General features: G+C 64.7%; 19 protein-coding genes and 1 pseudogene (1 of these 20 running past the window's edge). 13 read left to right on the top strand and 7 right to left on the bottom strand.

Going from position 1 to position 23,187, the window contains the following annotated elements; genetic code table 11:
* Window positions 1-66 precede the first annotated feature (66 nt).
* Genes GM910_RS05575 through GM910_RS05560 form a run of 4 tightly spaced genes read left to right on the top strand, consistent with a single transcriptional unit; the run spans window position 67 to window position 2,424 of the window.
* Window positions 67-855, top strand: a complete 789-nt coding sequence (locus GM910_RS05575) for a ComF family protein (protein ID WP_246225858.1) — start codon at window positions 67-69, stop codon at window positions 853-855.
* Window positions 856-866: 11 nt separating this feature from the next.
* Window positions 867-1,148, top strand: coding sequence for a glutaredoxin 3 (grxC, locus tag GM910_RS05570; RefSeq protein ID WP_159586634.1), 282 nt, complete (start codon window positions 867-869; stop codon window positions 1,146-1,148).
* A complete protein-coding gene (locus GM910_RS05565) occupies window positions 1,145-2,002 on the top strand; it encodes a carbon-nitrogen hydrolase family protein (protein WP_159586523.1) in 858 nt (285 codons plus the stop codon). The genes grxC and GM910_RS05565 overlap by 4 nt, the downstream gene beginning before the upstream one ends.
* The gene (locus GM910_RS05560; RefSeq protein WP_159586522.1) at window positions 1,999-2,424 is read left to right on the top strand and encodes a DUF1178 family protein; all 426 of its coding nucleotides are present in this window, start codon (window positions 1,999-2,001) and stop codon (window positions 2,422-2,424) included. Before GM910_RS05565 ends, GM910_RS05560 begins: the two co-directional genes overlap by 4 nt.
* A 143-nt stretch (window positions 2,425-2,567) precedes the next feature.
* Here GM910_RS05560 and GM910_RS05555 read toward each other — a convergent pair whose 3' ends face one another.
* Together GM910_RS05555 and ubiG are read right to left on the bottom strand one after the other, a co-directional pair.
* On the bottom strand, window positions 2,568-2,933 hold the full coding sequence (locus GM910_RS05555; RefSeq protein WP_159586521.1) for an MmcQ/YjbR family DNA-binding protein: 366 nt from the start codon (window positions 2,931-2,933) through the stop codon (window positions 2,568-2,570).
* Window positions 2,934-2,984: 51 nt separating this feature from the next.
* Window positions 2,985-3,746, bottom strand: coding sequence for a bifunctional 2-polyprenyl-6-hydroxyphenol methylase/3-demethylubiquinol 3-O-methyltransferase UbiG (gene ubiG, locus GM910_RS05550; protein WP_159586520.1), 762 nt, complete (start codon window positions 3,744-3,746; stop codon window positions 2,985-2,987).
* Window positions 3,747-4,005: 259 nt separating this feature from the next.
* Here ubiG and GM910_RS05545 point away from each other — a divergent pair, with 259 nt between their 5' ends.
* The 8 genes and pseudogenes from GM910_RS05545 (at window position 4,006) to GM910_RS05510 (ending at window position 14,995) form a co-directional block, all read left to right on the top strand.
* Complete coding sequence (locus GM910_RS05545) at window positions 4,006-5,280, top strand: aspartate kinase (RefSeq protein WP_159586519.1); 1,275 nt, start codon at window positions 4,006-4,008, stop codon at window positions 5,278-5,280.
* 74 nt (window positions 5,281-5,354) lie between these two features.
* The gene (gene ptsP / locus GM910_RS05540) at window positions 5,355-7,625 is read left to right on the top strand and encodes a phosphoenolpyruvate--protein phosphotransferase (RefSeq protein ID WP_159586518.1); all 2,271 of its coding nucleotides are present in this window, start codon (window positions 5,355-5,357) and stop codon (window positions 7,623-7,625) included.
* Window positions 7,626-7,641: 16 nt separating this feature from the next.
* Entirely contained in the window at window positions 7,642-8,721 is a 1,080-nt protein-coding gene (gene prfA / locus GM910_RS05535) for a peptide chain release factor 1 (RefSeq protein ID WP_159586517.1), read from the top strand.
* Window positions 8,714-9,604, top strand: coding sequence for a peptide chain release factor N(5)-glutamine methyltransferase (gene prmC, locus GM910_RS05530; protein WP_159586516.1), 891 nt, complete (start codon window positions 8,714-8,716; stop codon window positions 9,602-9,604). The genes prfA and prmC overlap by 8 nt, the downstream gene beginning before the upstream one ends.
* Before the next feature lie 308 nt (window positions 9,605-9,912).
* The gene (locus GM910_RS05525) at window positions 9,913-10,584 is read left to right on the top strand and encodes a DUF4167 domain-containing protein (RefSeq protein WP_159586515.1); all 672 of its coding nucleotides are present in this window, start codon (window positions 9,913-9,915) and stop codon (window positions 10,582-10,584) included.
* Window positions 10,585-10,902: 318 nt separating this feature from the next.
* A complete protein-coding gene (gene clpB / locus GM910_RS05520; protein WP_159586514.1) occupies window positions 10,903-13,518 on the top strand; it encodes an ATP-dependent chaperone ClpB in 2,616 nt (871 codons plus the stop codon).
* A 227-nt stretch (window positions 13,519-13,745) separates the two neighbouring features.
* Window positions 13,746-13,916, top strand: a pseudogene (locus tag GM910_RS05515) (MmcQ/YjbR family DNA-binding protein); the annotation flags it as partial.
* Window positions 13,917-14,152: 236 nt separating this feature from the next.
* Window positions 14,153-14,995 carry a hypothetical protein gene (locus tag GM910_RS05510; RefSeq protein WP_159586513.1) on the top strand — a complete coding sequence of 281 codons (843 nt, stop codon included), beginning with the start codon at window positions 14,153-14,155 and terminating at the stop codon, window positions 14,993-14,995.
* 50 nt (window positions 14,996-15,045) lie between these two features.
* Here the strand turns inward: GM910_RS05510 and GM910_RS05505 are convergent, their stop codons facing one another.
* From GM910_RS05505 to GM910_RS05490, 4 genes are all read right to left on the bottom strand, one after another.
* Window positions 15,046-16,131: a glycosyltransferase gene (locus tag GM910_RS05505; protein WP_159586512.1), complete on the bottom strand. Its 1,086-nt coding sequence runs from the start codon at window positions 16,129-16,131 to the stop codon at window positions 15,046-15,048.
* A gap of 17 nt (window positions 16,132-16,148) precedes the next feature.
* Window positions 16,149-17,159, bottom strand: coding sequence for a glycosyltransferase family 2 protein (locus GM910_RS05500; protein ID WP_159586511.1), 1,011 nt, complete (start codon window positions 17,157-17,159; stop codon window positions 16,149-16,151).
* Window positions 17,156-17,953, bottom strand: coding sequence for a polysaccharide pyruvyl transferase family protein (locus tag GM910_RS05495; RefSeq protein WP_246225857.1), 798 nt, complete (start codon window positions 17,951-17,953; stop codon window positions 17,156-17,158). The genes GM910_RS05500 and GM910_RS05495 overlap by 4 nt, the downstream gene beginning before the upstream one ends.
* A 107-nt stretch (window positions 17,954-18,060) precedes the next feature.
* Window positions 18,061-19,644, bottom strand: a complete 1,584-nt coding sequence (locus GM910_RS05490; RefSeq protein WP_159586509.1) for a lipopolysaccharide biosynthesis protein — start codon at window positions 19,642-19,644, stop codon at window positions 18,061-18,063.
* 1,832 nt (window positions 19,645-21,476) lie between these two features.
* Between GM910_RS05490 and GM910_RS05485 the strand changes: the two genes are divergently transcribed.
* A complete protein-coding gene (locus GM910_RS05485) occupies window positions 21,477-22,967 on the top strand; it encodes a L,D-transpeptidase (RefSeq protein WP_425482654.1) in 1,491 nt (496 codons plus the stop codon).
* A 23-nt stretch (window positions 22,968-22,990) separates the two neighbouring features.
* Here GM910_RS05485 and GM910_RS05480 read toward each other — a convergent pair whose 3' ends face one another.
* Window positions 22,991-23,187 carry the 3' end of a M23 family metallopeptidase gene (locus tag GM910_RS05480; protein ID WP_159586633.1) on the bottom strand. The gene runs 1,807 nt beyond the window's last position, so the window shows 197 of its 2,004 coding nt (coding positions 1,808-2,004); its start codon lies off the right edge, out of view — the gene reads right to left on this strand; it ends in the stop codon at window positions 22,991-22,993.

Genomic DNA, 23,187 nt, shown 5'->3' with positions numbered 1-23,187 from the left:
CAGCGTGCGCAATGGCACAAAACTGCTATGGTGGCAAAGGTGGGTGGAATTTGCTGGCAGGCAAGCATGGGGCTCTTTCGGCAGGCAGGCGAGATGGCGCGGGTGTGGCCGGCACGCCTTCTGTTTCCGCCGGTGTGCCTGGGCTGCCGCAATCTGGTCGCCGCGCCCGGCACGCTGTGCGCGGCATGCTGGCCGGGGATGCGGTTTCTGGAAAGGCCCTGGTGCCAGGTGATGGGCACGCCCTTCGGCTACGACATGGGCGAAGGCTTTCTTTCCGCGGAGGCCATCGCCGATCCGCCGCCTTTCGCCCGCGCCCGCGCGGCGGTCGCCTATGACGGCGTGGCGCGGCGCCTGGTGCAGGGGCTGAAATTCTCGGACCGCACGGACCTCGCGCCCTGGATGGCGCGGTGGATGCTGCGCGCCGCCAGCGAACTGGTCGAGGCCGGCGCGGTGGTGGTGCCTGTGCCGCTTCACCGGCGGCGCTTCTTCATGCGCCGCTTCAACCAATCGGCCGAGCTTGCCCGCGCCTTCGCCCGGCTTGCCGGGCTCGACTATCTCCCCTCCGCGCTTCTGCGCCGCCGCATCACGCGGCAGCAGGTTGGCCTCGGCGCGCGCGAGCGCGAGGCCAATGTGCGCGGGGCCTTCGCCGTGCCGCCGGAGGGTGCCTCGGCGCTCAAAGGGCGGCGGGTGATCCTTGTTGACGACGTCTACACCACCGGAGCCACCGTCTCGGCGGCGACACGGGCCTTGAAGCGTGCGGGGGTGCGCCACGTCGACGTGCTGACCTTCGCGCGGGTCCTCCCGGGAGACTTTGCGTCGGTCGAGGCGGGGTCATATATAGGCGTCGAAGGATGACGGACGATATTATGGCGAATGTGACCATCTATACCCGCATGGGCTGCGGCTATTGCGTCGCTGCGAAGCGGCTTTTCGACAGGAAGGGCGTCGGCTATACCGAGCGGGACGCCAGCTTCTCCCTGGAATTGCGCCAGGAGATGATGCGCCGCGCCCATGGGCGCACCACCTTCCCGCAGATTTTCATCGGCGACATTCATGTCGGCGGGTCGGACGAACTCCACGCGCTCGAGTATGACGGGAAGCTCGATCCCCTGCTCGAGGCGCAGGGCGTGGCGAGGGCCAGCGCATGAACACGGTGCGCGTCGCGGCATTGCAAATGCGCTCGGGCATGGAGGTCGAGGGCAACGTGGCGGCCTTCGAGGCGCTGGTGCGCGAGGCCGCCGGCAAGGGTGCCGTCTACGTGCAGAGCCCGGAGATGACCGGCATCCTCGTGCGCGACCGCCAGACGCTGTTCGAGCGCATCCGGCCGGCCGAGGAAAATCCGCTGGTGCGGCGCGCGCGCGCGCTTGCCCGCGAACTGTCGCTCTTCCTCCATGTCGGCTCGACAGCGATCCCGCTTGACGGCGGCAAGGTGGCCAACCGTGCCTTCCTGTTCGGTCCGGACGGCGCGCTGATCGCCACCTACGACAAGATCCACATGTTCGACGTCGATCTCGATAAAGGCGAGAGCTGGCGCGAATCGGCGACCTACGCGCCCGGCGGCGAGACGATGGTGGCCGCACTCCCCTTCGCGCGGCTCGGCCTTTCCGTCTGCTACGATTTGCGCTTCCCGCAGCTCTTCCGCGCCCAGGCGCTCGCCGGCGCCGAGGTGCTGACGGTGCCTGCCGCCTTCACCCGCCAGACGGGCGAGGCGCACTGGCATGTGCTCACCCGCGCCCGCGCCATCGAGAACGGGGCTTGGCTGATCGCCGCCGCGCAAGGCGGACGGCACGAGGACGGCCGCGAGACCTACGGCCATTCGCTGATCGTCGATCCGTGGGGCCGCGTCGTCGCCGAGGCCGGCCATGACGAGCCGGCGGTGATCATCGCCGATATCGCGCCGGGCGCGGTGGCCGAGGCGCGGGCGAAGATCCCCAACCTGAAGAACGCGCGGGACTTCGCCGTGTCCGAAGCCGCCTACGGGCAGGAAAGAGCCGCCTCATGATCCGGTTCGAGCTCATATGCGAGAAGGAGCACGCGTTCGACGCGTGGTTCCGCAACGGCGAGGATTTCGAGGCGCAGAAGAGCCGCAAGCTCGTCTCCTGCCCCCATTGCGGCTCTCACGAGGTGGAAAAAGCGCTGATGGCGCCCGCCGTCTCGAAGGGAGCGAAGAAATCGCAGATGGCGCTCGGCATGAGCGAAGAGCAGAAGAAGGCGCTGGCCCAACTCAAGGCACTCTCGGAGAAGGTTCGCGAGAACGCCGACTATGTGGGCGGCAAGTTCGCCGAGGAGGCGCGCAAGATCCACTTCGGCGAGGTGGAGGCGCGGGGGATCTACGGCGAGGCGACACCGGAGGAGGCGAAGGGGCTCGCCGAGGACGGGGTGGAGTTCATGCCGCTACCGGTGTTTCCGGAGGACCGGAATTAGGGCGGGGTGAGTTTAAGCCCGGTAATCCTGTGGGCGTCATCCCGGAAGCCGAAGCGAAGCGGAGGCTGTCCGGGACCCATTCCGGAACTTTGATGTCACGGAATGGATCCCGGCCCTCGCTCCGCTCGGCCGGGATGACGCGCCTAGGATTGACCCCACTCAAATTCATCTCGCTCTATCACTGTGAACCGCTTCCTCAGCCCCGCCGGCGCGGCGTTGCGCCAGGCCATCCGCAGCGCGCTTTCGAGCGTCGCCCGATCGGCCTCTGAAAGCTGCACCTGCGTCCACCCCTTCTGCCCCCAGCCGCCCTTGACGGGCGCAAAGACACCCGGCTCGCTTGCCACCACCATCTGCTGTTCCTCGGGCGTCAGCTTCACCACCGCTGTCTCCTCGGAAGGCAGGGTGGCGAAGATGCGGTCCTTCACGCGGAAGTCGGCTTTGCCGAAATGGGATTTCTCCTCCGCCTCCGGAAGACCGAGCGCCAGGTTGCGCAGGTCTGCGGCGTTCATGGCTTCCCCTCCGTTGCGACGTCGAGGAAGATAGCATGAATGGCGGTGAATTCAGCTCAGGTCTTCGGCTTTCGGCTTCTCGGCAAGCACCATGTAGTTCACATCCATGTCGCGCGAGCGCTGCCAGCGGTCGGCGAGGGGGTTGTAGATGACGCCCGTGCGGTCCCTCATGACGAGACCGGCGGCGGTGAGCGCGCGCTCCATCTCCTCCGGGCGTACCAGCCTGCCGTATTGATGCGTGCCGCGCGGCAGCCAGCGCAGCACGTATTCCGCACCGATGATGGCGAGACCCAGCGCCTTCAGGGTGCGGTTGATGGTGGCGACGAACATGATGCCGCCGGGCTTGAGCATTTCGGCGCATTTGCCGATGAAGAACTCGACGTCGGCCACGTGCTCGACCACCTCCATATTGAGGATGACGTCGAATTTTTCGCCCTGATCGGCCAGCGCTTCGGCGGTCTCGGCGCGATAGTCCACGCTCACGCCGCTTTCCGCAGCATGCAGCCTGGCGATCTCGATGTTTGTATGGGAAGCGTCGGCGCCGATGACCTCGGCGCCGAGGCGGGCCATGGGCTCGCACAGAAGGCCGCCGCCGCAGCCGATGTCGAGAAAGCGCAGCTTTTCAAAGGGATGGGCGGCACGCGGGTCACGGCCGAAATGGGCGGCCACGTGGTCGCGGATATAGGCGAGCCGCACCGGATTGAACTTGTGCAGCGGGCGGAACTTGCCGTTCGGATTCCACCACTCCGCGGCAAGCGCTGAAAAGCGCTCGACTTCGCCGGCATCGATGGTCGTTCGTCGGGCCTCTGGCATGGGCGCGGTCTCCTCTCGCGAAGCCATCAAGTCGGGCGGTGGGCGCGCGATGTCAACCCTGTGCGCCCGCGCCCGGTGAAATTGATCTCATCGAGGGCCGCCAACGTCGGCTCGCCACCCCCGCGCCATCATCGCGGCTCGCTTGCGGAAGTCATCGCCATTGGATATTGAGGGCGCGCCGTTTTGGCGGCAAGAAACATGTCATTTTTTCAGGGGGCGTTGCCCGCCCACTCCGCAGCGACGAAGGCACCTTTCGCACATGGCGCGCATCGTGATGAAATTCGGCGGGACGTCCGTCGCCGACATCGCCCGCATCCACAATGTGGCGCGCCACGTCAAACGCGAGGTGGACGCGGGCCACGAGGTGGCCGTCGTCGTCTCGGCCATGGCCGGCAAGACGAACGAGCTGGTGGGCTGGGCGCGGGAGATGCCCAGGGCGGCCGGGGACAACTCGCCCTTTTTCGACGCGCGTGAATACGACACCATCGTCGCCTCCGGCGAGCAGGTGACGAGCGGGCTGCTTGCCATCGCGCTGCAGTCGATCGGGGTGGATGCACGCTCCTGGCAGGGCTGGCAGATCCCCATCCGCACGTCGAACGCGCATGGCGCGGCGCGCATTCTCGAGATAGACGGCAGCGAGATCGTGCGCCGCATGGGTACGGGGCAGGTGGCGGTGGTCACGGGCTTCCAGGGCCTGGCGCCGGACAACCGCGTCGCCACCCTGGGGCGCGGCGGGTCCGACACCAGCGCCGTGGCGGTGGCGGCGGCGCTGAAGGCCGACCGCTGTGATATCTATACCGATGTCGACGGCGTCTATACGACCGACCCGCGCATCGAGCCCAAGGCACGGCGGCTTTCCAGGATATCGTTCGAGGAGATGCTCGAACTGGCCTCGCAGGGCGCCAAGGTGCTCCAGGTCCGCTCGGTGGAATTGGCCATGGTGCACGGGGTCAGAACCTTCGTAAGATCGTCATTCGAGGATCCGGATGCACCGGGCATGGGCGATTTCGACAACCCGCCCGGAACGCTCATTTGCGACGAGGATGAAATCGTGGAACAGCAAGTCGTTACCGGCATCGCCTACGCCAAGGACGAGGCGCAGATCTCGCTGCGCCGGGTGGCCGACCGGCCAGGCATCTCCGCCGGCATCTTCGGGCCCTTGGCCGAGGCCAACATCAATGTCGACATGATCGTGCAGAACGTGTCCGAGGACGGCTCGAAGACGGATATGACCTTCACCGTGCCCACCGGCGACCTGGAAAAGGCGGTGAGCGTGCTGGAAAACGTAAAGGACAGTGTCGGCTTCGACGCCATCCAGTCGGAAGCCGGCCTCGTCAAGGTGTCGGTCATCGGCATCGGCATGCGCAGCCATGCGGGCGTCGCAGCCACCGCCTTCAAGGCCTTGGCGGAGAAGGGCATCAATATCCGCGCGATCACCACATCGGAGATAAAAATCTCCATCCTGATCGATGGCGCCTATGCCGAATTGGCGGTACGGACTTTGCATTCCGTCTACGGTCTCGATAAGCAATAAAGACATTTGTCTTGAACCATGTCCCGGGTGCTGCCAAACCGGCGGTGCCGGGCGGGGTTTTGGAGCGAGGTGTGATGCGAGAGACTGCCGCAGGCCCGCGCGTATTGCTGAGACGCCTCCGCGAGATGATGGCGGAGGCGATGGAGCCGCAGGAGCGGCTCGACCGAATCGTGCGCGAAATCGCCCAGAACATGGTGGCGGAGGTTTGTTCGCTCTATATCCTGCGCGCCGATTCCATCCTCGAGCTCTACGCCACGGAAGGCCTGAACCCGAACGCGGTGCACCTGGCGCAGTTGCGCCTCGGCCAGGGTCTTGTCGGCTCCATCGCCGCCAGCGCGCGGCCGCTCAACCTTTCCGACGCGCAGAAGCACCCTGCCTTCGCCTATCTGCCGGAGACGGGGGAGGAGGCCTACCATTCCTTCCTCGGCGTGCCGGTGCTGCGCGCCGGCCGCACGCTCGGCGTGCTCGTCGTTCAGAACCGCACCCAGCGCCACTACCGCGAGGACGAGGAGGAGGCGTTGGAGACCGTGGCCATGGTCATCGCCGAGATGATCGCCACCGGCGACCTCGCGCGGCTGACGCGGCCGGGCATCGAACTTGATCTCAGCCGCTCGGTGAGCCTGAAGGGCCTGCCCTTCAACGACGGCGTGGGGCTCGGCCACGTGGTGCTGCACGAGCCGCGCATCGTCGTCACCAACCTTTTCAACGAGGACAGCGACCGGGAGATGGAGCGGCTGGAGGCCGCGCTCTCCTCGCTCAGGCTCTCCATCGACGACATGCTGTCGCGGCGCGACGTCGCCTTCGAGGGCGAGCACCGGGCCGTGCTCGAGGCCTACCGCATGTTCGCCAACGACCGCGGCTGGGTGCGCAGGCTGGAAGAGGCCGTGCGCAACGGCCTGACGGCGGAAGCGGCGGTGGAGAAGGTGCAGAGCGACATGCGCGCGCGCATGCTGCATATGACCGATCCTTACCTGCGCGAGCGCATGAGCGATTTCGACGATCTCGCCAACCGGCTCCTGCGCCAGCTCATGGGACGCGGTCCGGACGCGCTGGCCGAGGCCATGCCGAAGGACGCGATCCTCGTCGCCCGCTCGATGGGCGCGGCCGAGTTGCTCGACTATCCGCGCGAACGCCTGCGCGGGCTGGTGCTGGAGGACGGGGCGCCGACCAGCCACATCGTCATCGTCGCGCGCGCCATCGGCGTGCCGACGGTGGGGCAGGTGAAGGGCGCGGTCTCCATGTCGGAGAACGGCGACGCCGTCATCGTCGACGGCGAGGACGGGCAGGTGCACCTGCGCCCGCAAGCCGATATCGAGACGGCCTATGCGGAGAAAGTGCGCTTCCGGGCGCGGCGGCAGAAGCTCTACCGCGAGCTGCGCGACAAGCCTTCGCAGACCAAGGACGGGGTGCCGGTCGAGCTCTTGATGAATGCCGGGCTTGCCGTGGACCTGCCGCAGCTCGCCCAGTCGGGCGCGGCCGGCATCGGGCTCTTCCGTACAGAGCTGCAGTTCATGGTGGCGTCCACTTTCCCGCGCGTGGAGGCGCAGGAGGGGCTTTACCGCGAGGTGCTGGACGCTGCGGCCGGCAAGCCCGTCACCTTCCGCACCATCGACATCGGCGGCGACAAGGTCCTGCCGTATTTCAAGGGGGCGCAGCACGAGGAGAACCCGGCGCTCGGCTGGCGCGCCATCCGGCTCACGCTCGACCGGCCCGCGCTTCTGCGCACACAGATTCGCGCGCTCCTGAAGGCGGCGGGCGGGCGTGAACTGAAGGTGATGCTGCCCATGGTGACGGAGGTGGACGAAATCCGCCAGGCCCGCGCCATCATCGACCGCGAGGTGCGGCATCTGTCGCGCTTCGCTCACCACCTGCCGACGAGCCTCAAGCTCGGCGCGATGATCGAGGTGCCGGCACTCGTGTGGCAGCTCGAGGAGCTGATGCAGGCGGTGGATTTCGTCTCGGTTGGCTCGAACGATCTGTTCCAGTTCGTCACCGCCACCGACCGTGGCAACACGCGTATCGCCGAGCGCTTCGACCCGCTTGGCGTGCCTTTCCTGCGGCTGTTGCGGCAGATTGCCCAGGCGGGACAGGCCGCGCATACGCCGGTGACGCTGTGCGGGGAACTGGCGGGGCGGCCGATCTCGGCCATGGCGCTCCTGGGTATAGGCTACCGCTCGATCTCCATGGCGCCGGCGTCCATCGGTCCGGTCAAAGCGATGCTGTGCGAGTTGCCGCTCGAGGCGCTGATGGAGCGGATGGAAGACGCTCTTGCCAATCACGGTGCGAAGACCGATATCCGGGCCGAATTGACCGCGTTCGCCCGCGAACACGATATTCCTCTTTGAGTGCAAGACCCAAGCGATGACCGAACTGCCGCGCGACCGTATGGACCAGGTGCTGAAGCGTTTCGAGCTTCTCGAAACGCAGATGGCGGCAGGGCCGTCGCCGGAAGCCTATGTAAAGCTCGCCTCCGAATATGCCGAGCTGCAGGAGGTTGCAGCCGCCATCCGCGCCCTGAAGAACGCGGAAGCCGAACTCGATGATCTCGAAGCGATGATCGCCGACAAGGCGACCGAACCGGAGATGCGCGAACTGGCCGAGGCCGACCGCGAGGAGGTGGCGGAGAAGGTCGAAGAACTGCGGCAGAAGCTGCAGGTTCTCCTGATGCCCAAGGACGAGGCGGACGAGAAGAACGCCATCCTGGAAATCCGCGCCGGCACGGGCGGCGACGAAGCGGCGCTTTTTGCCGGCGATCTCTTCCGCATGTACGAGCGCTACGCCGCCGAGCGCGGCTGGCGGGTGGAAGTGGTTTCGGCCAGCGAAGGCGAGGCCGGCGGCTACAAGGAGATCATCGCCACGGTCTCCGGGCGCGGGGTGTTTTCGCGATTGAAGTTCGAATCGGGCGTGCACCGGGTGCAGCGTGTGCCGGCGACGGAGGCGCAGGGGCGCATCCATACGTCGGCCGCCACGGTAGCCGTGCTGCCGGAGGCGGAGGAGGTGGACGTGGAGGTTCGGCCGGAGGACATCCGCATCGATACGATGCGTGCCTCGGGTGCCGGCGGCCAGCACGTCAACACGACCGATTCTGCCGTGCGTATCACCCATATCCCCAGCGGCATCGTGGTGGTGCAGGCGGAGAAGTCGCAGCATCAGAACCGTGCCCGCGCCATGCAGATCCTGCGTGCACGGCTGTTCGACGCCGAGCGCATGAAGGCAGCCGACGAACGTTCGGAGGCGCGGCGGCTGCAGGTGGGCACCGGCGACCGGTCCGAGCGCATCCGTACCTACAACTTCCCGCAGGGTCGGCTCACCGACCACCGCATCAACTTGACGCTCTACAAGCTCGACAGGGTGATGGAGGGCGAGCTGGACGAGGTGGTCGACGCGCTGATCGCCGACCATCATTCGAAGCTGCTTGCCGATGCGGGGGCGGATGGCTGAGCGCCAGGAGATTGCGCTCGAAGCGACGCTCGACACGTTATCGAAGGCTGTCCGGCGGCGGCTTGCCGAATGCGGGATCGAGGCCGCCGATTTCGAAGCCCGCCTTCTGGTGGAGCATTTCACCGGCACGACACGAAGCGATGCGATCATCAATCCCCACCGGCCGGTCACGCGGCAGGCGGCAGGCGAGATCGACGCGGCGCTGGTGCGCCGCTGTGCGGGCGAACCGGTGTACCGCATTCTGGGTTTTCGCGAGTTCTACGGGCTGACGCTCAAGCTTTCCCGGGAGACGCTGGAGCCGCGGCCGGATACGGAGACGCTGGTGGAACTGGCACTTCCGGAGGCGCGGCGGATCGCTGCGGCGCGCGGACGCTGCCGCATCCTCGACCTCGGCACGGGAACCGGGGCGATCGCGCTGGCGCTTCTGAGCGCGGTGCCCGAGGCGGAGGCGGTGGGCGTCGATATTTCCGAAGAAGCCCTTGCAACGGCGTGCGCCAATGCCGATATAAATGGGCAAGGGGCGCGCTTCGCCGCGCTGAGGTCTAACTGGTTGACGGATGTCGACGGCATGTTCGACCTGATCGTCTCCAACCCGCCCTATATACCGACGGACGATCTGGAGACGCTTTCGCGCGAGGTGCGCGAACACGATCCGCGAGCCGCGCTGGACGGCGGGGCGGACGGACTTGATTTCTACAGATCGATTGCCGCCGGCGCGCATCGCCACCTCAACAGCGAAGGCGCCGTCGCGGTGGAGACGGGATACAACCAGAAATCCGCCGTGGAGGCCATTTTCGCCGAGGAAGGGTATCGCACCGTCAGGACGGCGCGCGATCTGGGCGGACGCGACAGGGCCATGTTGTTCATGCCCATGCGCTCTTGATGAGGGTTTAGAAAAAAGACTTGGCAAGGTGTGGGAATGTCGTTAGGTTCCGCCGTGCCGGATGAGACGAAGCAGGCAGTGCCGTTTTCGATTCGGTTCCCGCGGACAGACTGCCTTTTTGCGTTATCGACGCATGTGCTTCGTGCGGGGATCATCGGGCAAGTGAACACGAAGCGGACCAGGATGGCCCTCGCGCCTATTGAGGTGCGGCACATCGCCAAGGGAAATTGTGAGACGGACGGCCTTGGTGCCCGTTTTCTCCGCAATCAACACACGAATCGATAGTTGTCTCAAACGAAGAGAATGGAATGAGGCCACAACAGCAGAACAGGCGTATGCGCGGACGCGGCAACAATAACAACCGCAAGGGGCCGAACCCGCTCACCCGCAGCTACGAGAGCAATGGTCCGGATGTGAAGATCCGCGGCACGGCGCAGCAGGTTGCCGATAAATACACGACCTTGGCGCGCGATGCGCAGAGCTCCGGCGATCGGGTGATGGCCGAGAACTACCTGCAGCATGCCGAGCATTACAACCGGCTCATCGCCGCTGCCCAGGCACAGTTGCAGCCGCAGCAGAACATGCGCGACAATCGTGACGATGACGACGATCGTGAGGATCGCGACGAGCAGGAGACTGGCCGCTCCGAGGCGCAGCCGCGTCAGCGCCAGCGTGTCGAGGACGGCTACGGCCCGCAGCCGGTGATAGACGGTATCCCCGCCGAGGTGGCGCTGGACCGGCAGAATGCCGGCACCAGCAATGCCGCCACCAACGGGGCGAAATCCAACGGCCATGCCGATGCGAGCGGAGAGGATGCCACGCCCAGGGAGGCCGAAGCGGCCGGCGAAGAGGGTGCGGAAGCGCCGAAGCCGGCAAAGCGTCCGCGCCGGCCTCGCAAGAAGGCGTCGGACACTCCGGCAGCCGAAGCATCCGACGCAGACGAGACCCAGCCCACCGAAGAGGCCGCCGCGCAGGGGTAGAGCAATTCCAGGAAAAGTGGAAACCGGTTTTCCGTCCGGAATTGCGACAAAACAAGGAGTTAGACCAAATCATCGATTCCATGAAACGATGAATTGGTCTAAGCGCGGGGCGACTAATTTACGACGTTTGAAGCGGCGGGCATTGCCCGCCGCTTTGCGTTCGTGCATTCATCTTGTGCGGTCGGCCGATTGCTCCCATATCTCGAACAGTTGGGCCTGCCGAGAATACGGCGTTGATTTCGATCATCGCCGGAGGGGGTCCGTCACATTAGCCTGCTTGACGCCGCAAAGCGGGTCGGCGGGGAGATGGAGACGCGAATGGACATTGAGAAATATTCCGAGCGGGTGCGTGGCTTCATACAGTCGGCCCAGACGCTCGCTCTTTCGAAGAATCACCAGCAGTTCACGCCCGAGCATATCCTGAAGGTGCTTGTCGACGACGAGGAAGGCCTTGCCGCCTCGCTCATCGAGCGCGCCGGCGGGCGGGTGCGCGACGTCAAGCTTGCCGTGGAGGGGGCGCTCGAGGCGATGCCGAAGGTCGAGGGTGGCAGCGGCCAGCTTTACCTGGCGCAACCGCTCGCCAAGGTGTTCGCCACGGCGGAGGAAGTGGCCAAGAAGGCTGGCGACAGCTTTGTCACCGTCGAGCGGCTTTTGACGGCGCTCGCCATCGAGAAATCCGCCAAGACCGCGGATATCCTCGCCAAGGCAGGCGTCACGCCGACGGCGCTCAATAAGGTCATCAACGAGATCCGCAAGGGGCGCACCGCCGATTCGGCTAGTGCGGAGCAGGGCTATGACGCGCTGAAGAAATACGCGCGCGACCTTACGGCCGAGGCGCGGGCCGGCAAGCTGGACCCGGTGATCGGCCGCGACGACGAAATCCGCCGCACCATCCAGGTGCTCTCCAGGCGCACCAAAAACAACCCGGTGCTGATCGGCGAGCCGGGTGTCGGCAAGACGGCCATCGCCGAGGGCCTGGCGCTCAGGATCGTCGATGGCGATGTGCCCGAATCGCTGAAGGACAAGCAGCTCATGGCGCTCGACATGGGCGCCTTGATCGCCGGTGCGAAATATCGCGGCGAGTTCGAGGAGCGGCTGAAGGCGGTTCTTTCGGAGATCCAGGCGGCCTCGGGCGGCATCATCCTGTTCATCGACGAGATGCACACGCTGGTCGGCGCCGGCAAGGCCGATGGCGCCATGGACGCCTCGAACCTGCTCAAGCCGGCGCTGGCGCGCGGCGAGCTCCATTGCGTGGGCGCCACGACCCTCGATGAATACCGCAAGCATGTGGAGAAGGACGCCGCCCTTGCCCGCCGGTTCCAGCCCGTCTTCGTGGACGAGCCGACGGTGGAGGATACCGTCTCCATCCTGCGCGGGCTGAAGGAGAAATACGAGCAGCACCACAAGGTGCGGATCTCCGACTCGGCACTTGTTGCCGCGGCCAATCTTTCCAACCGCTACATCACCGATCGCTTCCTGCCCGACAAGGCCATCGACCTTGTGGACGAGGCGGCCTCCCGATTGAGGATGCAGGTCGATTCGAAGCCCGAGGAGCTGGACGAGGTCGACCGGCGCATCATGCAGCTCAAGATCGAGCGCGAGGCGCTCCGGGTGGAGAAGGACGAAGCTTCCAAGGACCGGCTGCAGAAGCTGGAGAAGGAGCTTGCCGGGCTCGAGGAAGAGTCGGCCCGGCTGACGAGCACATGGGCGTCGGAGAAGGATAAGCTCGGTCTTGCCGCCGACCTCAAGCGGCAACTCGACGAGGCCCGCAACGAGCTCGCCATCGCCCAGCGCAAGGGCGAGTTCCAGCGCGCGGGCGAACTGGCCTATGGCCGTATCCCGGAGCTAGAGAAGAAGCTCGTCGAGGCGGAGGCGCAGGACGGTTCCGGCTCGATGGTCGAGGAGACGGTGACGCCGGACCACGTGGCGCACATCGTCTCGCGCTGGACCGGTATTCCTGTCGACAAGATGCTCCAGGGCGAGCGCGAGAAGCTCTTGCGCATGGAGGACGAGCTTGCCAAGCGGGTCGTCGGCCAGGGCGAGGCGGTGCAGGCCGTCTCCAAGGCCGTGCGTCGCGCGCGTGCCGGCCTGCAGGATCCGAACAGGCCGATCGGCTCTTTCATGTTCCTCGGCCCCACGGGCGTCGGCAAGACGGAGCTGACCAAGGCGCTGGCCAACTTCCTGTTCGACGACGAGCATGCGATGGTGCGCGTCGACATGTCGGAGTTCATGGAGAAGCATTCCGTGGCCCGGCTCATCGGCGCGCCTCCCGGCTATGTCGGCTACGAGGAAGGCGGCGTGCTGACCGAAGCGGTGCGGCGCCGGCCGTATCAGGTGATCCTGTTCGACGAGATCGAGAAGGCGCATCCGGACGTCTTCAATGTGCTCTTGCAGGTGCTCGACGACGGGCGGCTGACCGATGGACAGGGCCGTACAGTCGACTTCCGGAATACGCTCATCATTATGACGTCGAACCTGGGCGCGGAATTCCTCGTCAATCTCGCCGAGGGCGAGGACGTGGACAAGGTCCGCGACGAGGTGATGGGTGTCGTGCAGGCGTCCTTCCGGCCCGAGTTCCTCAACCGGGTGGACGAGGTGATCCTGTTCCACCGTCTGCGCCGGCAGGATATGGGCGAGATCGTGCAAATCCAGCTCAAGCGGCTGGAGCGGCTTCTGGCCGACCGCAAGATCACGCTGGACCTGGACCAGGCGGCTGTCGACTGGCTGGCCGGCAAAGGCTACGATCCGGCCTATGGCGCGCGGCCCCTGAAGCGGGTGATGCAGAAGGAGCTGCAGGACCCGCTTGCCGAGAAGATCCTGATGGGGGAGATTTTCGACGGCTCGACCGTCAAGGTCACCGCGGGGTCCGACCGCCTGATCTTCCGGTCGAAGAAGGGCGCTGCCGCGGAGGGAGAGACGGAAGCGGCGGCGTAACTGCGTGCCCTCACCCTCGTGGTTCGACAAGCTCACCATGAGGGTGAGGGCAAGGCGGCGCCGGTGCAAGCCGCTGGCGTTGATGGGGGAGCGCAAACACGAGCCCTCATCCTGAGCCTGTCGAAGGGCGAGGGCGGGTTGCAAGGCGCGAATCGAAAGCGTGTTTGATAAGCCGCGATAGGGGAAGGGGACGCAATGACGCTCGACGACTACAACCGCTTCTGCGCCTCCGCCCCGCGCCCTATCTCGCCTCCCGCGGCATGAAATGGATCCAGCGCCAGACGGCGGAGACAATGGATGACGCCGCGCTGAAGGAGTATCTCGGCGAGAGCCACCGGCTGGTGGCGGCAGGGCTGCCGAAGAAGATGCAAAGGGAGCTTGGGCTGGCTAAACCCTGACGGTCTGCCAAAGGGCAGGGCGCCCCGACAAGGCGGGTGCAAATCCCGCCACCACCGTTATAATGGGTCATTCCGGGCGGTCCAACGTGGCCGGCGCTCAATGGCCGATCCCGTCAGGCGCCCGGACGAGCCAGTGCAGGCCGGGAAGGGGACGCTGCCGCCTGTGCGGCGTGGGAAGGGGCTGCCGAGCTGTGACGAGCTCGTCGTTTCCATGCCGAACGCAGGAAGGCGCGCCCATGTCGGAACTTCTCCAACCCTCCATCAGCCATCACACACGCCGATACGCCAAGGCCGTATTGAACCCGCTGCTTGGCCTGTTTCGTCCGGGAAACGTCGCCATGTTTCATGTCGGGCGCGTCGGTAGCACCGTGCTTGTCGGTATGCTGCAGCAGCACCGACGCATCTATTGGGCTGGCGAGGTGTTCCAGAAGGAACATAACCGCTACATGAAAGCCGCCGGGTCCGGCGCCTATTCTCTCCCGAAGGATCCGTTGAAGGACCTGCGGACGGAAATGCGCGAGGCGCGCAATCGGATGTTCGGCTTCGAGACGAAGTTCCTCGACGAGCATCATCTCAGGGTGATCGGCGTTGATCTGGAGCGCTATGTGGACACGCTGTCCGAGCTCGGCTTCGACCGTTACGTCGTACTCAAGAGGAAGAACATCCTGCGCCGGCTGATTTCCGGCGTCGTCCTGCGCGATACCGGGCAGTTTCACATTCGCGCGGACCAGAAGCGGCAGAAGAGACGCTTCCATCTCGACCTGCACAGGATTCCGCTCGGCGCCAGATATCTCGACCTGGTCGATGCGATCCGCATGATCGAAGAGGGGCACGAGCATCTCGACCGGCTCCTCGCAGGCAAGCAGGTCTGCGCACTCAACTACGAGGACCACATTAGCGACGACCCGTTCGTCGCCTACCGCAAGGTGGTGGCGTTCATGGGGCTGGAGCCCGGCGAGCCGAAGATCCTTCTCCGCAAGACCAACCCCGATCCGCTTGAAGACATGATCGAGAACTATGACGAACTGCAGGCAATGATCGGGAAGACGCCTTACCGGTGGATGCTCGAGAGCGCATGAGGGGATCACTGTTTGCGATGAAAGCGGTCCGCCGACGGTGCAGGCTACCCTCACGCGGCCTTTCCTGTTCGGCTATCGACAGCCGCGGCCAATATCTCCTCCATCTGGTCGATCTGGCGCGCGCGATCGAGCTGAGGGCGTTCGGCGTAACGCGCTGCGGCCCGGGAGAGGGATTCATAGAGGGTCGAATCCTCCCAAAGGGAACGCAGGGCCGCGGCCCATTCCGACGGTTCCGCCTGCGGCGGCAGGAGGATGCCGCCCGGCCCGACGGCCTCACCTAGCCCGCCGACCTCCGTGGCGAGAACGGGGATGCCGCTGTAATGCGCTTCAGAGGCAATGCGTCCCCAGGTCTCCTCCCATCGGCTCGGCACCAGAACGACGCGGGCTCGGCCGTAGTGCTCGCGCATGTCGTCCGTCCGCGAATGCAGCGTGATGTTGCCAAGTCCCGCCATGCTTTGCATGAGTGCCGCTCGCTGGTCCTCAGACAGCGTCCAGCTTTCGACGAAATCGAAGGGGATATCGGGGCACGCCCGCGCCAGTGCGAGGGCGAGATCGACCCCCTTCGCCGGATGGGGGTTCACGAACAGGACCCGTTCGCGGCGCGAAGGGACCTGGTAGCGTTCGGGCTGGAAAAGCGGGTTTATGACCGTCGAGGAAATTCCGTAGGCGTCCCGGTAGCGGTCAGCGGTGAACTGCGAGTTGGCAAGGAAAATGGCGTCGCCAAAATCCTCGATCGGCTCCCCATGATCCTCGAACTCGACATTGTGAAGATAGATGACCGTCGGCAGGCCCATGTCGCGGAAGGCCCGGGCAACGCGCAGGACCTTGCCGGATTGCGCCACGACGACATCGGGCGCCGCCGAACGTGCCACGTCCGCCGCCCCTTCCCAGGCGAACCAGGAACGGTAGACGGGATAGCCCTGGCTGTGGTCGCAGACGGCCTTGCGCCGCGACAGCTTCATCATCACCCGACCGCGCGCGCCGATCCAGCCGTCGCGCGTCAGCCCGGCCAGGACGCTGGTTTCGTGGCCGCGCGCAAGAAGCTCCCGCGCCATTTCGTGGGTGTTCGACTGGCTGCCGCCGGCGATCTGCGGGAGATAAGGGTGCGCGCTCGCGAAAACGATCTTCAACGTCATACTGTTCGCTCACCGGGTTAGGGTTGCGGAATGGCTGCCTGGGTTTTGAACGTGCGATAGTGGGCTGGCACGCGAAGGCAGGTCTTTGGAAAGTGCAGCCAGAACGAGGGCAGTTCCCGGGAGATCCTTAGAGCTGCATCAAGGGTGTTAAGCGGCCTGTAGCGCAGGTTTCTGAGGCACAGGAACACCAGGTGATCGCGCGTTTCCTGGGCTTCCTGCTCGCTCAGCCTCCTTTGCGTCGAATCCAGATCGAATATGGTCAGCAGCTTGTCCCTGAAGACGAGCCCGTCGATCAGGCGGTTGGGCGCGTGGACCGAGTCCCACGCAAGAGCCTCCCGGTAAACCGACACACCCCGTCCGCGCGATCCCATGACAGCCGTGGAATAGCTGACCCTCTTGGACTGCTTTGCGAGCGTGATCCAGAAAAGCTGATCCTCGCCCGTGCGGCGCAGCCTGGCATCGAAGCGCACATCGCAGTGGGGCGGAAACCTGTATACGACATTGGACGTGTGCGGGATGCAGTGAACCAGAAACTCGTTGAACGCCTGGTGCCCTGATATGGATCGCGACTCGGGTTCCGCGCCGACGCGGACATCGTGGTTCTTCGTCATGTATTCGAAATAGGAGAACGACGTGACGCCGTCGTGCATGCTATTGGCGAAATAAAAGTCCGCTCCACCGGCAAGCGCAGCGACCGCGTGACGGAGATGGCCGGGAGACCACACATCGTCGGAATCGAGAAAGGCCACATAGTCCGTCTCCGCCGGATCCAGATGGTCGAGCGCCGTATTCCGCGCCGCCCCCGGTCCGCCGTTTCCCCGGTTCAGCACGACGATGCTGTACGGGGCGGGCGGATCGAGATCGTCAAGCTCCCTTTGCGCGGGAAGCGGCGACTCGTCGTCGACGATGACGATATTCACATCGATGCCGTCCGGCAGGTCCTGTGCGATCACCGAATCGACCGAACGCCGCAAAATACCCGGTTCCCGTTGGAAATACGGGATGACGACGGCGATCCTGGTGTTCATGGCCTGTGCTCCATGACGGAAGCGCGTGATCGGAGAAATTCCTCAACGGCCTGGTGTGCACGCTCGCATGCCTCGTTGATGCGATCGTCGCGGCTCAGTTGTGGCTCGCATCGGCTCAGCTTTCTTAAGTGCCGTGCGGCAAGGAGGATCAAAGCCTTGTTCGCCGGCTTGGCAAGCGCACTTTGGCCGATTTGCTTCGCACGGCCTCCATAGTACCGCTGGCCCTTCGTCGCGCTGACATAGGCTTCAAGCAGGCTCGATGGCTGGAGGGGATGCGGACTCAAGTCCAATTCGAGGGAGTCTGCCCAATCGGACCATTTGGCGGCATTCGCAGCGTGTATCGGGCGGACCGCAAGCCAAGGCGTCCTCAAGGCATCGGCGACGATGGCGCCATGCATGGCCTCGGTGATCAACATGCGCGCACCGCGAATCTTGCCGATGATCTCTTCCACATCGTCGCGGGGATCGATCAGGCGAATGCCCGCCTGCGCGCAGGCTTCCGGCCAATGGCCTCGCGTAAAACTGTGAAAGTGCGGCATGAAGGCGACGCCGAGGTCTCCACCTGCCGGCGGCAAGTCGAGTTTGCGGAGAAGGATAGCGCTGTCGCAGATGCCTTTGGACCGCGGCAGGTCAAGCCGCGCCGCCGTTCGCGGGCCGCGCACGAATATCACATCCCACGTGCCGTCATGGACATCGGGCGCCGGTGCATACCCCCCATATCCCGACCCGAGAACGTATTTGCGCGGTTCCCTCGGATAATCCTCCCAGAGTATCGAACCGATGCCGAGGAACAATTCGCTGTCATCCTCGTCGAGGAAGCCCTGTGGCAAAAGCCGCGGCCACATATAGGTGTTCAGCTCGTCGCCGAAGTTGGGCACGTGCCCCTTGAAGTAGGTAAGCTTCATGCCGACACCGCTCTGCGCTTCAGCACGACATCGCGCATCTGGAATATCCGGCGGCTGTCGAGAGCGGCGAGCACCGCGCAATAGATTATCGCGCCGAACAGGACTTCGCCGGCAAGACGCAGATATGCCGTATCCTCAGCCACGTATTGCCGCAGGGCGAGCACGCCGACCAGCATCGCCAGGCAGGCGAGCGCGGGGGAGAGGAAGGGTCGCAGATAGGTCCAGGGGCCGATCTTCAGTATTTTCAGCACCATCCACACGGCAGCCGGCCACATGAGGAAGTTCTGCACGGCAAGGGCGAAGACCAGGGCGGAAACGCCGAACCGGTAGAAGGCCACGATCACCAGAGCGGTCACGGCCTGCTTGGCCGCCATATAGTAGAACCACCAGTTCGGATTCCCCTGGCTGTTGATGAGCGATGCCTGGAGGACACCGATACAGCTCAGCAATCCGATGACGCAGAAGCTGCGGACGGCGGGCACCGCTTCGATCCAGTGCGCGCCGAAGAGCACCGCGATGAGGTCGCTGGCGACGACGGCCAGCCCGACGAACACGGGAAACGAAAGCGCGGCCGAAGCGAAGGTCGCAAAAAGGTATGCCTCCTTCAGCTTTTCGTGCTCGCTCTGCAGGGACGCGAGCAGCGAATAGGAAACGGCGTTCAGCGCCCCGGCGACAAAATCGTTCAAGAGCTGGAATATCCGCCGCGCAAAGCTGAATATGCCGAGTGCCGTGGTGCCCAGAAGCATGCCGATCAGGATCTGATCCAGCCTCATCATGCGGAGGATCCTGTGGCCCGATGCGAACATGCCGTAGTGGGCAAGCTCGCGCAGGGCACGCCATTCGAAGCGCAGGCCGGGCCGCCAGTCGACCGACAGGAGCGTGCCCACGCATATGGCAACCGACGAGGCGAGCTGCGACAGCGCCAGCGCCCAAAGCCCGTATCCCAAGGCCAGCAGGCCAAGACAGACGGCCCCTGAAACAAGCGAGGCGATCGTCGTGCGCATGGCCATCTTGCTGAACGCCATGGCACGCGAAAGAAGCGCGTTCGGCACGACGACGGCAAGGTCGAAGACGACGCGCAGGCCTATGACCGGCAGGAGCGCCGCCAGGCCGGCCTCGCCCATGAAGCCGGCGAGCGCCGGGGCGGCCAGCACGAGCACTGCATAGATGGCCAGTGCGACGAGGATGCAGAGCCAGAATACCGAGTCGAGATGCCGGCGCCCCAAATCCTGGCGCTGAACGAGGGCCTGGCCGAAGCCCGCCGGGGCAACGGCGCTGGCCAGCATGGCGATGCTTGCCGCCAGCGCGACCAGACCGAATTCCGCGGGTGTGAGGAAGCGCGAGGTGACGGTAAACACACCCGCAGCGACCGCCGCTGGCGCAAAACCGCTCAGGGCCGACCAGAAGACGCCGTGAAGGGCTGCACGTGCACGACCGCTGCGCAGATGGCCGTAGACGACCTCTTCTTCCTGCTCGAGGCGCTTTTCGTTACGATCCAGCAAGCTCTGTTCCTTCAGCGGCTCGCTGCCCACGCCGGCAGCCGATTGTTCCCGGGCCGCCGCGATATGGGGCGCGGTCATGCTGGGGCCATCTGTCCATTACTTCAGATCGCACGCTACCGACCCGTCAAACTGGCAAGGTTCGCCAAGTTCGGTGAAAGCCACGCGGTTAACCTCCAGTGTAACCCTTTGTCCGGGATCTTCGAAGGTGCCCATGCGCAAAACATTCGCGCCAAACATCCGCCAACTCCGTTCCGGCCAGCCAGCGCTCGTCTCAAACGGACGCAAGTCTCGACGCCATAATGCTGCAACGCAACATACGATGGCACCGAACGGATGGTCAAGCAACCGCAAAAATTAATCCTGGATCAATCGTGAAGCTGATTGGAATTTACTGATAATTGTGTCACATCGACTTCCCAACTTGAGCAACTTTTGTGTAACACATGTATAAACCGTGAGGAATTTCCCCAATCCACTGGGAAGTCGTTCACGATTCGTGAACGACGGAGCTGCCCGCGGAGCCGAGTGCACGGGCTGCTAGAGCAATTTCCCGTCCGGAATTGCAAAAAACAAAGAGTTAGACCGATTCCATGAAACGATGAATTGGTCTAGCGGCCAAGCCCGCACCCCATCGCGCGCCCCCAGATAAGCCCGCGCCCCTTCGACAAAGCTCAGGACAGAGGGGGGCGCGAAGGAGCGCCGGCATTTCAAGGAAACCCACCACCCGCGCGTCATTCCCGCCGCGACGACATGTGCGTACTACGTGCCCATCCCCACCCCCATCCCACCCCACCCGCGCGCGTCATCCCGGAAGTCGGAGCGAAGCGGAGACTGTCCGGGACCCATTCCGTGACTCGTCCACCTTCCGGCCCGCTTCGCCGGAGCTTCAGCGAGGCGAGAATGGGTCCCGGACAAGCCTTCGGCTTTCCGGGATGACGCGCGCGGGCGCGGGTGGGATGACGCGCGCGGGTGGGATGACGCGCGTTGGAAGGGCGGCGGGCGCCCTTCACCTCAGCCGGCGGTGCCTCGCCTGCGCGGGGATAAAATATGGCGACAAAAATTCTTTCTTCCCCGACAACCCATTGTTTTCCTTCGCTTCGGAATAATTTCTCCAACTTTTTTCGCAGGAAAATACTCCCCCCTGCCCAGCCTGCCCTTAAAATCCTTGCCATCGCTCTCGCGGGAACCGGGTCCGGACCGGGGATCAGGGAGGGCGGCGGAGACCTCTCCCTTCGGGCTCGGTACCCGGAGGCCTGAGGGCCCGCGACAGGCCGGCGGTGCCGGGAGCGCTGGGGGACAGCGTTGCCGGCATTGCGGAGAAGCCGCCAGGGCTTTTGTTCGGCCCGGCTGATACCACCCCCAATTGGGTGCGGCCGGGAAGGAGAAAGGCCCGAGTGACCGGCCGACCGTCGGGACAGACTCCGGCGGGGCGCGTTGGACGCGCCTTATTTGAGGCGCCCCCAAAGCGCCTCCTGCGGTGCCGAAGACGCGCCCCGCTTCCCAACTTACTCAATGGCCAGACGCGAAAGCGGGCGTGGCGGCGATGACGCGCGCGCCTACCCCCATCCTGAGATGGCCTAATCGCTCTTGTCCAGGGCAGTGGTTGCCCCCGACACTTCGGTTGGTACGTGGTCGATATGGGATCGCCACAAAACGAAGGAGAGAGCAACCGTGGCGCATTATACCGGATTGGACTTTTCGGAGGAAGCCACGTCGATGTGTGTGATCGGCGGGCGTGGACCGGTGATTGAGGAGGCATCGACGATGGTTATTTCAGTTCATGGCCGAGATAGTCCAGGGTTGGCCATTTTCATGTCTCGTTCATGTATTAGGCGGCACGCTAAGCTGGCGATGAGTGCGATTCGTATAAGCGCCGGCAGCCGTAAAGTGTCGGTGGGGAGCGGGACGTGTTGAAGAGATATTCCTTGGCCTTGCTGCTCGGTCCTTTGACGGCCGTGCCTGCCCTGCAGGCGGAAGAAGCGCCGCGTTTGCCGGAGGGCATACAGCTTGCCCAGGCTTACGAGTTCGACGTCTATATCGACCAGTATGGGCGTGAGGTCGTGGTCGATCCGCGTACGGGCCGTGTGGTCGAAATCCGTGCGCCTCTCCTCGGGCGGGCACCGCCCCCACCGCCGCCCCCGCAGTATCAGCGCCGCGAGATGCGCTCCCGCGAACTCGGCCGGCGCGAATATGATTTCACCGATCCAAGGGATGTCGAGCGGTTCCATCGCGACCGCGAGGCGGCGATCAGCGAAGGGGTTGATCCTTACGATCCTTATGGCGACCGCAGCTATCGCAGGCCGCGCTATGACGAGCCTTATATCGATCCGCGCTACGGCGAATATGAGGAAGCGCCGTCGGTGGAGGAGGGCTACGGTGCAGGTCCGCTGGTGGAGCGTGAAGCCCCGAGTGTGTGGCGCGCGCCTCTCGATTCGCCGTCCGGTCGGAGCGGGGCGCTGGCGGCGGTGCCGCCGGGCGCGGAGCCGAGTGATGGACGCGAGCAGCTGCGCTCCAGACGGGACGAGGGGCTCGAGATCACCGTGCCGGGCGCGCGCGACGTCAGCGAGGAGGTGGCGAAGTACCAGGTTCTCCTCGACCGCGCCAGTGCTTCGCCGGGGGTTATCGACGGGCGCATGGGCGATAACGTCAACAAGGCCATCAGCGCCTATCACGAGATCACCGGCCAGCGGCTGAGGACGTATGACAAGGAGTGGATCGCGGCGGAACTGGAGAAGACCGGCGGGCCGGCTTTCGTCGAATACACGATTACCGCGGAGGATGCGGCCGGGCCCTACATCGCCTCCGTGCCGGAGGACTACGGCGAGAAGGCCACCCTCGAACGGTTGAGCTATACACGCGTCGCCGAGATGCTGGCCGAGCGCTTCCACATGGACGAGAAGTATCTCATCGCGCTCAATCCGGGTGCCAACTTCAATCGTCCCGGCACGGTCATCAAGGTGGTCAATCCCGGCAAGCCGGCGACGTACGACGTTGCACGGATCGTCGCCGATAAGGACCGCAAGCAGGTTCGGGCCTACGATACACGAGGCCAGCTCGTCGCCGCCTATCCCGCCACCATCGGCTCGACCGATACGCCGTCTCCCACGGGTTCCCACGAAGTGGAGCGCGTCGCTTTCGATCCCGAATACACCTACAATCCGAAGAAAAACTTCAAGCAGGGCAACAACGAGCGCGTGCTGACCATCCCGCCAGGGCCGAACGGTCCGGTAGGCTCTATCTGGATCGCGCTGTCGAAACCGACCTACGGCATCCACGGCACGCCCGAGCCTTCGAAGATCGGCAAGACCTTCAGCCATGGCTGTGTGCGTCTGACCAACTGGGATGCTCAGGAACTCGCCAAGCGGGTGAAGCCGGGCGTGAGGGTGGAATTCGCGGAGTAGGGCGCGGGGCAGTCCGCGAGCCTTCAGTCGGCCACTCTGGCGAGGACGGGAAGCGGCTTGGTGAAGGAGTCCTGCAGGAGATCGTCGATGCGCTCGCGCTCGCGCTCGAAAGCGGCGAGGGCTTCGCCTTCGAGGGTGTGGCTGTCGGGCAGGCGCACGCGCATCGGGTCGACCTTGCGGTCGTTGACCATCAGTTCGTAGTGCAGGTGGTTGCCCTTCG

Source organism: Chelativorans xinjiangensis (assembly GCF_009812055.1).
Classification (GTDB): domain Bacteria; phylum Pseudomonadota; class Alphaproteobacteria; order Rhizobiales; family Rhizobiaceae; genus Chelativorans; species Chelativorans xinjiangense.
Note: the sequence above shows the minus strand (reverse complement) of the source record. Positions and strands in the feature narration are given on the sequence as shown.

Bases quoted from the DNA above. Each gene is read 5' to 3' on its own strand.
- prfA (WP_159586517.1), top strand. From the start codon at position 7,642: ATGACCGAACTGCCGCGCGACCGTATGGACCAGGTGCTGAAGCGTTTC.
- GM910_RS05525 (WP_159586515.1), top strand. From the start codon at position 9,913: ATGAGGCCACAACAGCAGAACAGGCGTATGCGCGGACGCGGCAACAAT.
- GM910_RS05545 (WP_159586519.1), top strand. From the start codon at position 4,006: ATGGCGCGCATCGTGATGAAATTCGGCGGGACGTCCGTCGCCGACATC.
- clpB (WP_159586514.1), top strand. From the start codon at position 10,903: ATGGACATTGAGAAATATTCCGAGCGGGTGCGTGGCTTCATACAGTCG.
- GM910_RS05555 (WP_159586521.1), bottom strand. From the start codon at position 2,933: ATGAACGCCGCAGACCTGCGCAACCTGGCGCTCGGTCTTCCGGAGGCG.
- GM910_RS05510 (WP_159586513.1), top strand. From the start codon at position 14,153: ATGTCGGAACTTCTCCAACCCTCCATCAGCCATCACACACGCCGATAC.
- GM910_RS05565 (WP_159586523.1), top strand. From the start codon at position 1,145: ATGAACACGGTGCGCGTCGCGGCATTGCAAATGCGCTCGGGCATGGAG.
- ptsP (WP_159586518.1), top strand. From the start codon at position 5,355: ATGCGAGAGACTGCCGCAGGCCCGCGCGTATTGCTGAGACGCCTCCGC.
- GM910_RS05500 (WP_159586511.1), bottom strand. From the start codon at position 17,159: ATGAACACCAGGATCGCCGTCGTCATCCCGTATTTCCAACGGGAACCG.
- prmC (WP_159586516.1), top strand. From the start codon at position 8,714: ATGGCTGAGCGCCAGGAGATTGCGCTCGAAGCGACGCTCGACACGTTA.
- ubiG (WP_159586520.1), bottom strand. From the start codon at position 3,746: ATGCCAGAGGCCCGACGAACGACCATCGATGCCGGCGAAGTCGAGCGC.
- GM910_RS05575 (WP_246225858.1), top strand. From the start codon at position 67: ATGGGGCTCTTTCGGCAGGCAGGCGAGATGGCGCGGGTGTGGCCGGCA.
- grxC (WP_159586634.1), top strand. From the start codon at position 867: ATGGCGAATGTGACCATCTATACCCGCATGGGCTGCGGCTATTGCGTC.
- GM910_RS05490 (WP_159586509.1), bottom strand. From the start codon at position 19,644: ATGACCGCGCCCCATATCGCGGCGGCCCGGGAACAATCGGCTGCCGGC.
- GM910_RS05560 (WP_159586522.1), top strand. From the start codon at position 1,999: ATGATCCGGTTCGAGCTCATATGCGAGAAGGAGCACGCGTTCGACGCG.
- GM910_RS05505 (WP_159586512.1), bottom strand. From the start codon at position 16,131: ATGACGTTGAAGATCGTTTTCGCGAGCGCGCACCCTTATCTCCCGCAG.